Source organism: Chitinophaga pendula, assembly GCF_020386615.1.
Lineage (GTDB): Bacteria > Bacteroidota > Bacteroidia > Chitinophagales > Chitinophagaceae > Chitinophaga > Chitinophaga pendula.
The window spans coordinates 6,035,182-6,049,283 of sequence record NZ_CP077769.1; the positions used below are offsets into that span (position 1 = coordinate 6,035,182).

At 47.6% G+C, this 14,102-nt stretch carries 12 protein-coding genes; 3 read left to right on the plus strand and 9 right to left on the minus strand.

Annotated features, from left to right (window positions below; all coding sequences use genetic code 11):
- Nucleotides 1-49 precede the first annotated feature (49 nt).
- Entirely contained in the window at nt 50-1,084 is a 1,035-nt protein-coding gene (locus KTO58_RS22395; RefSeq protein WP_095837258.1) for a 2-oxoacid:ferredoxin oxidoreductase subunit beta, read from the plus strand.
- Between the two features lie 263 nt (nt 1,085-1,347).
- On the opposite strand, the gene KTO58_RS22400 is transcribed toward KTO58_RS22395, so the two are convergent.
- Together KTO58_RS22400 and KTO58_RS22405 are read right to left on the minus strand one after the other, a co-directional pair.
- On the minus strand, nt 1,348-1,986 hold the full coding sequence (locus KTO58_RS22400) for a LysE family translocator (RefSeq protein WP_095837257.1): 639 nt from the start codon (nt 1,984-1,986) through the stop codon (nt 1,348-1,350).
- Between the two features lie 137 nt (nt 1,987-2,123).
- On the minus strand, nt 2,124-3,668 hold the full coding sequence (locus KTO58_RS22405) for a GH3 family acyl-acid amido synthetase (protein WP_095837256.1): 1,545 nt from the start codon (nt 3,666-3,668) through the stop codon (nt 2,124-2,126).
- Nucleotides 3,669-3,831: 163 nt separating this feature from the next.
- On the opposite strand from KTO58_RS22405, the gene KTO58_RS22410 reads away from it, so the two are divergent.
- Together KTO58_RS22410 and thiL are read left to right on the plus strand one after the other, a co-directional pair.
- Nucleotides 3,832-4,602 (plus strand): inositol monophosphatase family protein, encoded by a 771-nt coding sequence (locus KTO58_RS22410; protein ID WP_095837255.1) that lies wholly within the window; start codon nt 3,832-3,834, stop codon nt 4,600-4,602.
- A 22-nt stretch (nt 4,603-4,624) separates the two neighbouring features.
- Entirely contained in the window at nt 4,625-5,659 is a 1,035-nt protein-coding gene (thiL, locus tag KTO58_RS22415; RefSeq protein WP_095837254.1) for a thiamine-phosphate kinase, read from the plus strand.
- A gap of 64 nt (nt 5,660-5,723) precedes the next feature.
- Here the strand turns inward: thiL and KTO58_RS22420 are convergent, their stop codons facing one another.
- The 7 genes from KTO58_RS22420 to KTO58_RS22450 all read right to left on the minus strand — a co-directional run bounded on the left by KTO58_RS22420 (nt 5,724) and on the right by KTO58_RS22450 (nt 14,102).
- Nucleotides 5,724-7,400 carry an ArnT family glycosyltransferase gene (locus KTO58_RS22420; RefSeq protein WP_095837253.1) on the minus strand — a complete coding sequence of 559 codons (1,677 nt, stop codon included), beginning with the start codon at nt 7,398-7,400 and terminating at the stop codon, nt 5,724-5,726.
- 74 nt (nt 7,401-7,474) lie between these two features.
- Nucleotides 7,475-8,563 (minus strand): N-acetylglucosamine-6-phosphate deacetylase, encoded by a 1,089-nt coding sequence (nagA, locus tag KTO58_RS22425; protein WP_225859876.1) that lies wholly within the window; start codon nt 8,561-8,563, stop codon nt 7,475-7,477.
- 14 nt (nt 8,564-8,577) lie between these two features.
- Entirely contained in the window at nt 8,578-8,964 is a 387-nt protein-coding gene (gene gloA2, locus KTO58_RS22430) for an SMU1112c/YaeR family gloxylase I-like metalloprotein (protein ID WP_095837251.1), read from the minus strand.
- A gap of 19 nt (nt 8,965-8,983) precedes the next feature.
- Nucleotides 8,984-9,880 carry an amidohydrolase gene (locus KTO58_RS22435; protein WP_225859877.1) on the minus strand — a complete coding sequence of 299 codons (897 nt, stop codon included), beginning with the start codon at nt 9,878-9,880 and terminating at the stop codon, nt 8,984-8,986.
- A 44-nt stretch (nt 9,881-9,924) separates the two neighbouring features.
- Nucleotides 9,925-10,371 carry a regulatory protein RecX gene (locus KTO58_RS22440; protein WP_225859878.1) on the minus strand — a complete coding sequence of 149 codons (447 nt, stop codon included), beginning with the start codon at nt 10,369-10,371 and terminating at the stop codon, nt 9,925-9,927.
- A 100-nt stretch (nt 10,372-10,471) separates the two neighbouring features.
- On the minus strand, nt 10,472-12,805 hold the full coding sequence (locus KTO58_RS22445; protein WP_095837249.1) for an ATP-dependent helicase: 2,334 nt from the start codon (nt 12,803-12,805) through the stop codon (nt 10,472-10,474).
- Nucleotides 12,806-13,016: 211 nt separating this feature from the next.
- Nucleotides 13,017-14,102: a fatty acid desaturase family protein gene (locus tag KTO58_RS22450; protein WP_095837248.1), complete on the minus strand. Its 1,086-nt coding sequence runs from the start codon at nt 14,100-14,102 to the stop codon at nt 13,017-13,019.

The following is a 14,102-nucleotide window of genomic DNA, read 5'->3' on the forward strand; positions in this document are numbered from 1 at the left end:
CATTCTAACTACCGATTATTGTACCTTTGTGTACTATTAAAACAGAAAAATGTCTACAGCTACTATTGCTCCGCAGGCACTCACAGCCAAAGATTTTGCAACAGACCAGGAAGTTCGCTGGTGCCCCGGCTGCGGAGACTATTCTATATTAAAACAGGTACAAACTATCATGCCTGGCCTGGGTATCCCCAGGGAAAATATCGTGATCGTTTCCGGTATCGGATGCTCCTCCCGCTTTCCATACTACATGAACACTTATGGTATGCACTCCATTCACGGCCGTGCTACCGCCATCGCTTCAGGCCTGAAAGCAGCCCGCCCCGAACTAAGCGTTTGGATCGTTACTGGCGACGGCGACGGCCTCTCCATCGGCGGTAACCATACCATCCACCTGCTGCGCCGGAACTTCGATGTCAATATCATGCTGTTCAACAACCAGATCTACGGTCTGACCAAAGGACAGTATTCCCCTACCTCCGAAGAGAATAAAGTGACAAAATCCACTCCCTTCGGTAGTATAGATCACCCGTTCAATCCCCTGGCACTCGCCCTCGGAGCTGACGCCACCTTTATCGCACGCAGCATGGACCGTGATCCCAAACACCTGCAGGAACTCCTCAAACGTAGCCACGCCCATAAAGGTGCCTCCTTCCTGGAAATATACCAGAACTGTAATATCTTCAACGATGGCGCTTTCGAAATATTCACTGAAAAAGCCAGCAAACCAGAACAAACCCTGTTCCTAGAACAAGGCCAACCACTCGTTTTCGGCGCCCAAAAGAATAAGGGTATCCGCCTCGATGGCCTGAGACCGGTAGTAGTAGAACTCGGTACAGCATATAGCGCTTCCGACCTCTGGATACATGACGAAAATGACTTCTATAAAGCCCAGTTACTCACCCGCCTCTTCGACGACCCTCGCATAGAAGGCAGCTTCCCCCGTCCGTTCGGCGTGTTCTATCAGGCACACCGGCACACCTACGAAGAAGTAATGTCCTTCCAGCTGGAAGAAGCCATCAGCAAAAGAGGCCCCGGCGACCTGGATAAACTCCTCGCAGGCAAAGAAACCTGGACCATCAAATAATTACATCCTGATTTTCAATAAAAAGTGACCAGACTAGATAAATATCCAGTCTGGTCACTTTTTTGTACCAATATCTACCAAACCCCTCATAACCGCATAAAAATCATATCGTTACAGCTCACGTCCACCTCTCCTATAGTTCTCCTATAGCTTACCTATAACTATCCTATATCCAACCCATACTCAACATTCCTTAATAAAAAACCGGCCTGAAGTATATCCACCTCAGACCGGTCTGGTTATCTCGAAATACTGCGTACTGCCTAATGCCCCAGGTTACCAGTATCCAACAATACCTTATACAATAATATAACACCGAAAATAATCATACATACACCCGCCACCCGGTTCAGCCATACCACATTATTCAGCGTCAGCTTATGCCTTATTTTATCCGCTACAAATACCTTTATAATATCCGCAGACAGCACAAACAATAAACAGACACCATACATCACGAAACGATGACCAACCGTAGTCGCACTATTCGCCACACATACCCCCAACCAAAAAATGATCACCCCCGGATTCAGGGTATTCATCAAAAAACCAGTCAGCCATATCTTCAGGTAATCATGCGTCCGGAACATCTCCGGCTTTTCATCCCCAGTAGTGATCCGGACCTTTTTCCAGACCAGCCCATAGATCCCCATACAGATCAGTAAGACACCGCCTACCATCCCGATCGAACGCTTATATTCCTCCAGGTTGTAGATAAAGCTGGTGGCAAGATTACCTATCAGCACAAAAAAGGTATCACTCATGGATACCCCGAATGCAAAGGCAATACCGGCCTTAAATCCATTGCTGATGCTATATTTGATAATGGCAAAGATCACCGGGCCTACTGACACTGCCAGAAATAACCCTAATCCTAAACCGGCTACAATTGCTGCTGTCATGCTTAAAAATACCTGAAAATACAAGATTCCAAGCTCCTATCCACTGCTGACATCCCCTGGCTTATTATTTATCTACAACAAGCATAGCAAAATGGCAGTGGGTATCGAAACTTGGAATCCGTATATTACTACAATAATTACTTAGTCCCTGCTACTGTTTTCCCGGCAACGAAACGTTCCCAGTCCTTCAGCTTGTCTCCCTTCATTACACGGGGAAACTTATTCATAGCACCTTCCTTGCCTTTGCAACGCAGGTAATCTATGAATACTTCGTTAGGCATGATCTCCACAAAAACCTCCTTCAACGCCGCCGTACGCTCTACCGCATAGTCATCATTCACATCGCTCAGGGTCTGGTCTATAATATCCCTCACCTGCTCAGCCGTCACATGCGTCGCATCAGTACCGATGTACCAACGGTGGGCAAAGAGATTTTCATAACTAAATCCACCTACCGTAAATTCTCTCACCGTAATACCCAGTTTCTTCTGCACATTGTCGATCGCCTTATTCATGTTGTCGACGCTCATGTGCTCACCACAAAGGCTCAGGAACTGCTTGGTACGGCCTACGATCACAATTTCATGCTCTTTTACAGAAGTGAACTTCACTACATCCCCGATCAGATAACGCCAAGCACCCGCACACGTAGACAACATCACAGCATACTCCACATCTTCAACCACCTCATGTATCATATACGATTTGGGATTAGGCCTCACCTCTCCATCCGCATCGAAATTCTCTTCGTTAAAAGGAATAAACTCAAAGAAAATGCCGGCATTTAATACCAGCTTAATACCCTTTGTACCTGGCCTGGCCTGGAAGCCAAAAGAGCCTTCAGAGGCCATATAGGTCTCGATAAAATGAATGGGCTTACCCAGCAACTTCTCAAAACTATCCCGGTACGGCTCAAAAGATACTCCACCGTGAATATAAATCGCCAGATTGGGCCATATCTCATGGATATGTTTCACCCCATGATACTTAATGATCTCTTCCAATACGATCTGCACCCAGGCTGGTACGCCACATACTGTACCAACATCCCATTGCGGGGCTTTCCGCACGATCAGTTTAATACGCTGCTCCCAGTTGGGCTTACGGGAAATCTTACCCCCCGGCTTATAAAAACGACGGAACCACTTGGGAATATTCTTCGCCTGGATACCGCTCATGTCCCCTTCATAATAATCCCCCTTTTCAAACAGGGAGGTAGTCCCTCCCAACATCAGAATCCCCTTCTCGAAGGATTTAGGCGGCACATTGAAGTTCGCCATAGAGTATAACTGCTTCACACCCACTTTCTTCACCGTCTTCAACATATCCCGGGTCACAGGTATATGTTTGCTCGCAGACTCTGAAGTACCAGAACTCAATGCAAAATATTTGATCTTCTCCGGCCAGCTTACATTGGGCTCACCTTCCAGACACTTGTGCCACCATTCGCCGTGCATTTTATTGTAATTATGCACAGGAATGCGGGTACGGTACTGGTTCATAAAGTTGGGGCTATGCAAAATATCCTCAAACTTATAGAAACGACCGAATTGCGTATTCTTAGCCTTCGTCAGCAAACGATGCAATACCTGCAACTGATACTGACGAGGCGTACCCAACTTAAACGTGAACTTTCTCCTGATACGCAGGGACCGGGAAATTAAATTACCTATGATGGCCATTAACTTTCTAGCTAGTTTTAAACTGCAAAAATACGTGAATTTAGTAAGTAAGGCTCCCCAAGGTGGATTTCATATATAATTGTACCTGATTCTCTATTAATTAAACAGTTGCTTCTCCATTCCTGAGGTCTGATTTCCAAAATTACCTACTTACCTTTGCTACATGTTAAAATCAACTTTGCTCAAAGCTACGCAAGCCGGGGGACAAATCTTACAACATTATTTTAACGGCAATCTGCAAATAAGCAGTAAGAGTACCGTCAACGATCTCGTTACCGAGGCAGACAAACAATCCGAAAAAGCTGTCATGGACACTATCCGCGCCGCTTTCCCGGATCATTTTATCCTCAGCGAAGAGGCCGGCGAACTCAGTACCTCCTCCTCAGTAAAGTGGATCATTGACCCCCTCGATGGTACCGTCAATTTCGCACATGGTATCCCCATTTGCTGCGTCTCCATCGGCGTAGAAAAAGATGGTGAAATGATCATGGGCGCAGTTTACAACCCCTTTATGAACGAATTCTTCTTCGCAGAAAAAGGACAGGGCGCTACCCTCAATGACCAACCCATCAAAGTCTCCGGCAAAACAGAACTGGCTAGAGCCTGCCTGGTAACGGGTTTCCCCTATCAATGGGAAGAAAAAGACCACAACCCCATGCACATCCTTGAAAATTTTGTTAAAAAAGGACTACCGGTACGTCGACTCGGCTCCGCTGCCATCGATCTCTGCTGGGTAGCATGCGGCAGATTCGATGCCTTCTATGAAGGACACCTCAATGCCTGGGACTCCGCAGCAGGATTTCTCCTCGTTCAGGAAGCTGGCGGAAAGGTAACCGACTATAAAGGACAACCTTACTCCCCCTACCAACCAACCATCCTGGCCAGCAACGGCATCCTTCACAACGACATGCTAACTACCATTCAACAATTCTAATATTACCTCTTACCCATATACGATGAGTGAAGAAAGAACAGAAATTAACGACCTGGGCGAATTCGGCCTCATAGACCTCCTCACCAGGAACATCGAAATCCGTCAGGCCAGCACCCTGCTCGGCGTAGGCGACGACGCTGCCGTGATCGATAACTTTGGAAAACAAACAGTTATTAGCACCGACATGCTTGTGGAAGGCATCCACTTCGACCTCATGTATACCCCCCTCAAACACCTGGGATACAAGTCCGTCGTAGTAAACCTGTCCGATATCTACGCCATGAATGCCACCCCTACGCATATCACCGTCAGCATAGCATTCTCTAACCGCTTCTCCGTAGAAGCCCTGACCGAATTCTATGAAGGCATATATGCCGCCTGCGAAAAATATAACGTCGACCTCATCGGCGGAGATACTTCCTCCTCCCAGAAAGGTTTTGTTATCAGCGTTACCGCCATCGGCGAAGTAGCACCAGGCAAAGCCGTCAAAAGATCCACCGCCCAGAAAGGCGACCTCCTCTGCGTATCCGGCGACCTCGGCGCCGCATACCTCGGACTCACATTACTCGAAAGAGAAAAAAAGATCTATCTCGAAAATCCAAAGATCCAACCCGACCTCGAAGATCAGACCTACATCATCGGCCGTCAACTAAAACCCGAAGCACGGCGCGATATCATCGCTTTCCTCGAACAGGAAAATATCATGCCCACCGCCATGATGGACGTAAGCGATGGACTTAGCTCAGAAATACTACACATCTGCAAACAAAGTAACCTGGGCTGCGTCGTATACGAAGAGAAAATACCGATAGAAGGCCAGACTAAAGAACAAGCCATGAAGTTCGGCCTCGATCCCACCGCCTGCGCACTCAGCGGCGGAGAAGACTATGAACTGCTCTTCACCATGAAACAGGAAGATTATGACAAACTGCTCCTCAACGAACAGATCAGCGTCATCGGCTACATGACCGATATCAGCGAGGGAGCACATATCATCACCAAAGGTGGTAACAAATTCAAACTGGTATCCCAGGGCTGGAACGCCTTCCAGCAATAACATACACAAAAAGGCGGATAGCAGTGGTCTACACTGCTATCCGCCCTTCTCTACTATAGTAAGATCAATCCTCTACTTTCACCTTGATCACCGGACTATTATGCGTAGGCGGTAATACCCCCGAGAAAATACAGGCCTTCAGCTGATACGTCCCCTCCTCATCCGGCAACACGATCTCCATACTGACAATCCTCCGCTTGATCGCCCTTGACAACGTCAGATCAGATTTCACCGGCGGCAACTGCTCATGCTGACGCATCATCGCATAACCGATCACCGCCTCCCGGGTAGTATCCACCGGCAACGGCTGACCATATCCATTCTTCAACCGGAACACCACCGGTACCCGCTCTCCCTTCCTGCCTTTTATCTCCTTGATAGCAGGCTCCAGCTGCACCAATGCATAAGCATAAAAATGCGGTTCTAGGTGATAATACCACTTCCCTTTCACCGTAGCAATACTATCCGTGATCGGCAATTCATCATCCCCCTGGAAAGCGATCATAACAGGTTTACCCCAGAAAGCCTTCTCCGTATCCCAATAGTTATATTGACTGCGGCGGGCAAAACGGCTGTTGATACTATATGATTCCTGCTGCGCATAAAATGCATACTTGGAGGGCCATTGATAACTGTTCAGGAACACCACCGGCGTATTACCAGCCCGCTTGGATATAGCATCCGCCCAGGCTTTATTATGATGCAACTCCGGACGCACCTCCACTCCAGGCATAAAATCCCATATCAGGTATACCCTCGCGACCAATACAATAGCCAGCGTCAAATAAGCACCATACTGTAGCCATTTCAATGCATATCCTCTACGCAATACCGACTGATGTGCGAGTATAACCGTTGGCGTGAATACCATCACCGTCCAGTTAGCTTCTACCCTGCCCTTAAAAGTACTGATCAGGAAAAATACCAGTACTCCGATCACACTCAACTTCAACGTACGCTCAAACCGGCTTTCTATAGGACATACAAACGCATAATAGAGGAGTAACCATCCCATCAGCGGACCAAACAGCAATACCTGTCCTACCAGGTAATCCAGCGAATAAGAGATGTCATAAGATGATGCATTCCGCTCTACCAGGTGGTATTGCAGCGATGGAAATCCGTGCGTATACTGCCAATATAGATGAGGGAAAAATAACACCGTAGTGAGGATACAGGCCACATAAAATCTAAAGCTGCGCAGCAAACGCAGATTAGACAACACCGTGAAGAAAACAAGCAATACCCCATGGTATTTACTGTAAAACATCAGGGCCATTCCCAACCCCAGCAACAAAGTGTTACGCCAGCTTGGTATATCAAGGAAATTACGATAGCGTAAAAAATACAAGGCAGCAAAGAAGATCAGTGGCACATCCGGCACTGCCAGCATACCGCCTATCTGCATGGCGCCCATAGTAGCCAGGATAATAAAGAATACCCGGTTATCCTTACGCGGCAACAGTGACCAGGTCAGTTGAAGCGTAAGGGTATTCAGGAGTACCACTCCTATACGCACCCCCAGCTCATTATGAAAAAGCGCATATCCTGCCTTTATCAGCAGCGCCACCATCGGGGGATGGTCAAAATACCCCCAGTCCATATGCCGGGAGTATACCCAATAATACGCCTCATCATCCATCAGCTCTGTAAAAGCCGCCTGGACAATGCCGAGTATGAGCCATAAGGCAAGCCATAAATTCTTGTGCTGATCCTTTGTAAAATATCGCGTGATCGACATATTCGTCAATAATTGTTATTCGTGTTAATCGCGAAGTTAAACAGATTATTGCGTTATGCCGGTAAATACAGGTATTACAATAGTTCGCAGTGAGTGCCATCCAGCACTACCAGCTCTGCCAGGTAGCCTTCCGCTATGCGTCCACGTAAGTGCGCCTGCTTCATCACCGCCGCCGGATAAAGGGATGCCATACGCAATGCCTCCCCTGCTCCGATACCTACTTCATGGATACTGTTCTGAACCGCCTTCCACATGGTCAGCTTGGACCCTGCCAGCGTACCTCCTCCATTGACATAACGGTCGCTTTCTTCTACATAGACATAATCTCCAGCAGGATTTGCCACTACCGCATCCGTGATCAGGAACAACCTGGGGCCCATGATCTTTTTCGCAATGCGGATAGCGCTATAGTCTACATGTACACCGTCGGCCACTACGCTGGAGCTCGCACTATTATGATCAAACAAAGCGCCTACTAGCCCCGGAGCCCGGTGCTGTAAAGACGACATCGCATTAAAAAGATGAGTAGCTACGGTGATCCCGTTATTAAAGGCAGCACTTCCCTCCTCATAGGTGGCATTACTGTGCCCGGCAGATACAATGATACCAGCTGCCTGCAACCGGTCTATCAGCTCCGGCGCACAACATTCCGGCGCTAAGGTGATCATCGTCACGATGCCGGTGCCATGCGCCAGTATCCAGTCTATATCTTCTACGCCGGGACTTTTAATATACTGCGGCAGATGCGCTCCTTTCTTTTCAGGATTGATAAAAGGCCCCTCCAGGTGCAAACCGATTACGCCCTTCCCACCGGCTTCCCAATAGGCTTTTACAGCCTGCATAGCTTGCAGCATGATCTCCCTCGACTCCGTTGCCACCGTAGGCTGAAAAGCGCTGGTCCCACCCGAACGGCAGTATTCATACGTAGCCGTTAGTGCAGCTACACTGGGGTACAGCGAAAACAACTGCCCATGCCCTCCGTATATCTGCAGGTCAATAAACGCCGGCGCCAGGGTATGACCCCGCAAGTCCTTCGTAGGCATGCCTTCCGGCAAGGTATTAACAGGAATAACGGCTGATATCTTGTCATCTGCAACCAGTACAGCATGATCCTCCAGGAATTCTTCCCCGGTAAAAACACGGGCATTAATATATGCAAACATGATAGGTAGTAGATTTAAACGGCGTACAATTCCAATGGCAATCCATCCGGATCAGTAAAAAATGTAAACTGACGCCCCGTGTGTTCATCAATACGTATGGGTTCCGTGGTTATTCCCTTCTCCTGCAACCGGCGTACCGCGGCAGCGATGTCATCCACCGCAAAAGCCAAGTGCCGCAGCCCACAAGCCTCCGGACGGCTGGGCCGCGCCGGCGGGTCAGGAAAGGAAAACAACTCTATCACATACTGTGCTCCCAACGCCAAATCCAACTTCCACGACTGCCGCTCCGCACGATATACCTCCCGCAAGATTTCCAACCCCAGCACCTCCGTATAAAAAGCCTTACTCCGCTCATAATCAGCACATATAATGGCAATATGGTGAACACCTTTCAATAACATAATTGTCTATATACTTGTGTTAACTGTTCAGAATAAACTGATCCGCATCTTTCAGGAAAGGAATGTTCTTCCGTACCTCATCCAGGCGGTTACGGTCCAGTGTATAAGAGAAGATATCTTCCTCGTCAGATTTACGATAGATGATCTCACCCATCGGATCTATCAGACTGCTCTCTCCACTGTGGTAAATGTTGTTCCCATCATTACCCACCCGGTTTACACCGATCACATAACACTGGTTCTCAATAGCCCGCGCCTGGAGCAGCGTAGTCCAGGCCGTTTTGCGCCGCTCCGGCCAGTTGGCTACATATACCAGCAGGTCATAGGCAGGCTCCCCCGTCTCCGGTAATACCGCATTACGCGCCCAAACAGGGAAACGCAGATCATAACATACATTCAGACATACCTTCCAGCCCTTCACCTGCGCGATCAGGCGCTTATCGCCGGATTGGTAATGCTCATGCTCTCCCGCATAGGCAAACAGGTGTCTTTTATCATAAGTACCATACACACCGTTAGGCTGCATCCATATCAGGCGGTTTACATACCGGCCGTTATCATTGATGATCAAACTTCCCGTAATGATGATATTCTTTTCAGCAGCTGTCTTCTTCATCCACTCCACAGCACTGCCGTCCATGGTCTCTGCCAGCTCCTTCGATTTCATACTGAAACCTGTACTGAACATTTCTGGCAATACAACCACTTCCGTACGTTCCGAGATAGCAGCTATCTTTTCATCAAACATACGCAGGTTGGCAGCTTTGTCTTCCCATTGAAGCTGCGATTGGATAAGCGTTACTTTTAAGTCCGGCATTTTATTTTCAGTTATGTTGCTGAGTGCTGCCAGCATGTTTTGGGTGGTTACGACATCCGGTATATGATCACTCAACGGTGTTAAAACAAAGGTCTCCAAAATTACGGTAGCGGATGTTAGAAAACTTTTAAAATTATGCCTGTTTACGAGGGTGTATTGATGATCTGTTCAAGGGCCTCATTCGCCAGTTCCGGTTCAAACCCCCGCTGGATGAGAAACTGCATGGTTTTGTATTTACGCTTCAATACCGTATCCCCCTTCAGGGTATTGTATTTCTTCTCGCCCAGCTGTATCAGCACCCGCCAATAGTCCTCCTCATCGATCTCTTTCATACCCACCTTGATGCAATAGGCGGATATCTGCCGCTGTTTAAGCGCCGACAGTATCTTCTTACGCCCCCACTGACGAGTACGGAAGTAACCGCCGGCAAAAGCCTTCGCAAACCGCTCCTCATTCAGGAAATTATCCGCGATCAACAAGGCAATAGCTTCCTCCAATGCTTCTCCCCGCAATCCCAGCTCCAAACACTTCCCTCTTACCTCACTATGGCAACGCTCCTGGTAAGCACAGTAATGACGCAGTTTCTGCATAACACTCGCATCCGGCATATATCACTGATAAGTTTTACTATAAATAACAAGGCGGTAAAGCTACTGATAACATAGCTTTACCGCCTTACATATAAACAATTTATTTCTTTACAATCATCAACTTAGCATAGTTCAGCATGATCTTTTTCTCTCCGCCGCCTTTGGGGAACACCACCGTAGCAATACGGTTATTAGGCGCCCCTTCCAGCCCCTGTATCGTACCAAAACCGAACTTCTGATGCTCTACCTCCATGCCTACTTCCATCGTAGCCGGATCATCGGGCGTAAAACCGGGTGAAGGCACGTGGTTGCCGGCCGGCGCCGAAGGCCTAGGCCCCGCAGGTTTAGGGCCAGTAGCAGGAGCTTGTGTTACAGGCGTCTTCTTCTGCATGCGGTCAAACATATTGTTGCCGCTACCCCACTGTCCGCCACCACCACCAAAGGAATTCCGGATAGCACCACCGCCTGCATAACTGCGGTCAATATATTGCTCCGGCATCTCCTCCAGGAAACGGCTGGCCTCATTTTGCACCAGGTTACCAAAACGGTAACGGCTGTTCGCATAGGTCAGCCATAAACGCGACTTCGCACGGGTGATCGCCACGTAAAACAACCGGCGCTCCTCTTCCAATTCCTCCCGCGTATTCACAGACATCTGGCTGGGGAATAAAGTCTCCTCCAGTCCCACCGTAAACACCACCGGAAACTCCAATCCCTTGGCCGCATGTATCGTCATCAGTTTCACCACATCACTGTTTTCATCCTTACCCTGGTCCGCATCCGTCAGCAACGTGATCTGCTGCAAATAAGAACCCAGGCTCTTATCCAGCAATTCCCCGTCTTCCGTCGGTGTCTCCGTAAACTCCTTAATAGAGTTCAGTAACTCCTGGATATTCTCATAACGGGCCAACCCCTCCGTCGTCTTATCGTTGAATAACTCCTTTACAATGTTAGTCGACTTACCCACCTGTACCGCTACATCATAAGCATTATGTTTGGTCAGGTTAGCCTGAAAACTTTGTATCATCGTCACAAAACCATCTATCGCTTCCAGCGTACCGCCTTTGAACCCAAACTCCTTCGCACGGTTCAATACCTCCCAAAACGTGATATTGTGCTCATTGCTGAGCACTACCGTCTTCTCAATCGTCGTCTTACCAATCCCTCTCACCGGGTAATTGATAATACGTTTTATGCTCTCCTCATCCTGCGTATTCATCGTCACCCGCAGGTAAGCCACGAAATCCTTGATCTCCTTACGCTGGTAGAAAGACATACCGCCCAAAATACGGTAAGGGATCGCTTTCCGGCGAAGATTTTCCTCAAACGAACGGCTCTGTGCATTCGTACGGTACAGGATAACAAAATCTTTGTTATCATAGTGATTACGCAACTTCTGCTCAGCAATGGTGTCAGCTACAAACTTGCCTTCATCATTGTCAGTCATAGTACGAATCAGTTTGATCTTCTCCCCATCCGCATTATCAGTCCACAGATTCTTCTCTATCTGGCCTTTGTTGTGTTGGATCACTTCGTTGGCCACATTCAGTATCGATTTGGTACTGCGATAGTTCTGTTCCAGCTTCACCACTCGCACATCCTCATAGTCTTTTTCAAACTGCAGGATATTTTCAATAGTAGCACCGCGGAATGAGTAAATACTTTGCGCATCATCACCCACCACACAGATATTCTCATGCACAGCCCCCAGCAGTTTGATGATCTCATACTGCGCAGGGTTCGTATCCTGGTACTCATCGATCATGATGTACTTGAACTTATGCTGGTATTTATGCAACACCTCGGGGAAATTCTTTAATAACACATACATCTTGTACAACAGGTCATCAAAGTCCATAGCACCATTCTTAAAACAGCGCTTGGCATACATATCATACAGCTTCCCGATCATCGGACGATTGGCGCGCATATCCTCCTGCTGCACATAATAGTCATGCTGATATTCCTCAGGACTCATCAGACTGTTCTTAGCAGCAGAGATACGGTTGTATACGAAATTAGGTTTGTAATGTTTGTCATCCAGGTTCTGCTCGTTGATGATAGTTTTGAGTACACTCTTTGCATCATCAGAATCATAGATGGTAAAGTCATTGGGATACCCCAACCGGTGAGCCTCCGCTCGTAACAATCTCGCAAATACCGAGTGAAAAGTACCGATGTACAGATTGCGCGCTTCGCTACCTCCCAAGATACGCTCCACACGCTCCTTCATCTCCCGGGCAGCCTTATTCGTAAAGGTGAGCGACAGAATGTTAAAGGCGTCCACCCCATTACGCATCAGGTGCGCAATCCGGGTAGTCAGCACTTTGGTTTTACCAGAGCCCGCACCCGCTACGATCATCAGGGGGCCATTAATATGCGCGACTGCTTCCCGTTGCCGTTCATTCAGCTCGTCTAAATAGTTTGCCTTCATCACCTATAGCCGTTAATGAGATTTATATTATTAATATTATTTAATCATTGGAAATGATCCGGAAGGGTGTAAAATTACGATTTGCAGGTGGCTTCGGCAAATCCTCTGAGGCCCCGATCGCCCTAATCCATGCTGGATACCGCCTTAAAAAAAAAGAACCTGGTCAAAAAGTGTACCTCTTCAACCAGGAGCTTAAATAAAATGATCCGTCTTAACTCAACGCCAACTGCGGCTTCTCTCCTAAAAGCTTCATAAAGCGGAAATGTGATACCACCGCCGATGTCATCGTTGGCAGCGAATTATATGGCAGATTATATTCCAGGCACTTCGCCTCCACGATCTTGCTGATAGCCGGATAATGCACATGACTGATCCGCGGGAACAAATGATGCTCCACCTGGTAGTTCAAACCGCCGGCAAACCAGGAAATAACTTTATGCCCGGGCGCAAAGTTAGAAGTCGAATGTATCTGGTGAATAGCCCACTCATTTTCAATTACCCGGGCATCACTCCCCACCGCCTCGAAAGAAGTCTCTTCCACTACATGTGCTAGTTGAAACACGATCGCCAGCGTAAATCCCATTACCACATGCATACTGGCAAAACCAATCAACCAAGCCTGCCAACCTACACACAAAATAGGTATCGTCACATAGAAAATCAGGTACAACACCTTACTACCCCAAAACGTCAGATGGTCCATCATACTCATCGACTGTAAGGGTGTCCTATACACCTTCCGGCTTAGATACTTAGTAAAATCCATAATGAAAACCCACGCAAAAGAAGAGATAGCATAGATCAATATCACGTAAATATGCTGGATCCGGTGCGCCGGCTTCCAGGGCTGACTGGAACATTGACGCATTAACGGGCTTTTCGCAATGTCATCATCCACCCCGTCTACATTTGTATAGGTATGGTGAATAATATTATGTTTCTGCTTCCATATAAACGCATTTCCGCCTAACGCATTAAGCGTCAAACCCAACAAAGCATTTACCCGCTTATTGGAAGAATAACTGCCATGACAGGCATCGTGCATTACGTTGAAACCTATACAGGCCAGCACAAAGCCTAATGCACTACTCAACACAATACCCACTGCCGCCGGCATCGGTACCGTCAATAGTAAAACGTAAAATAAAAGCGCCGCTGGTATAAGTACAATAGTTTTGATGTATAATTCCCAATTACCTGTTTTACGAAGATTGTTTTCCTTAAAATATGCATCTACAGCCAATTTTAAAGAGGCAAAAAACAACGTATTACCGTTGCTGAAAGAAACTTTAGGCAT

Coding starts and splice junctions, on each gene's coding strand:
- KTO58_RS22445 (WP_095837249.1), bottom strand. CDS start 12,805: ATGAAGGCAAACTATTTAGACGAGCTGAATGAACGGCAACGGGAAGCA.
- gloA2 (WP_095837251.1), bottom strand. CDS start 8,964: ATGTTATTGAAAGGTGTTCACCATATTGCCATTATATGTGCTGATTAT.
- KTO58_RS22440 (WP_225859878.1), bottom strand. CDS start 10,371: ATGCAGAAACTGCGTCATTACTGTGCTTACCAGGAGCGTTGCCATAGT.
- KTO58_RS22405 (WP_095837256.1), bottom strand. CDS start 3,668: ATGGCCATCATAGGTAATTTAATTTCCCGGTCCCTGCGTATCAGGAGA.
- KTO58_RS22420 (WP_095837253.1), bottom strand. CDS start 7,400: ATGTCGATCACGCGATATTTTACAAAGGATCAGCACAAGAATTTATGG.
- nagA (WP_225859876.1), bottom strand. CDS start 8,563: ATGTTTGCATATATTAATGCCCGTGTTTTTACCGGGGAAGAATTCCTG.
- KTO58_RS22395 (WP_095837258.1), top strand. CDS start 50: ATGTCTACAGCTACTATTGCTCCGCAGGCACTCACAGCCAAAGATTTT.
- KTO58_RS22410 (WP_095837255.1), top strand. CDS start 3,832: ATGTTAAAATCAACTTTGCTCAAAGCTACGCAAGCCGGGGGACAAATC.
- KTO58_RS22400 (WP_095837257.1), bottom strand. CDS start 1,986: ATGACAGCAGCAATTGTAGCCGGTTTAGGATTAGGGTTATTTCTGGCA.
- thiL (WP_095837254.1), top strand. CDS start 4,625: ATGAGTGAAGAAAGAACAGAAATTAACGACCTGGGCGAATTCGGCCTC.
- KTO58_RS22450 (WP_095837248.1), bottom strand. CDS start 14,102: ATGCCTAAAGTTTCTTTCAGCAACGGTAATACGTTGTTTTTTGCCTCT.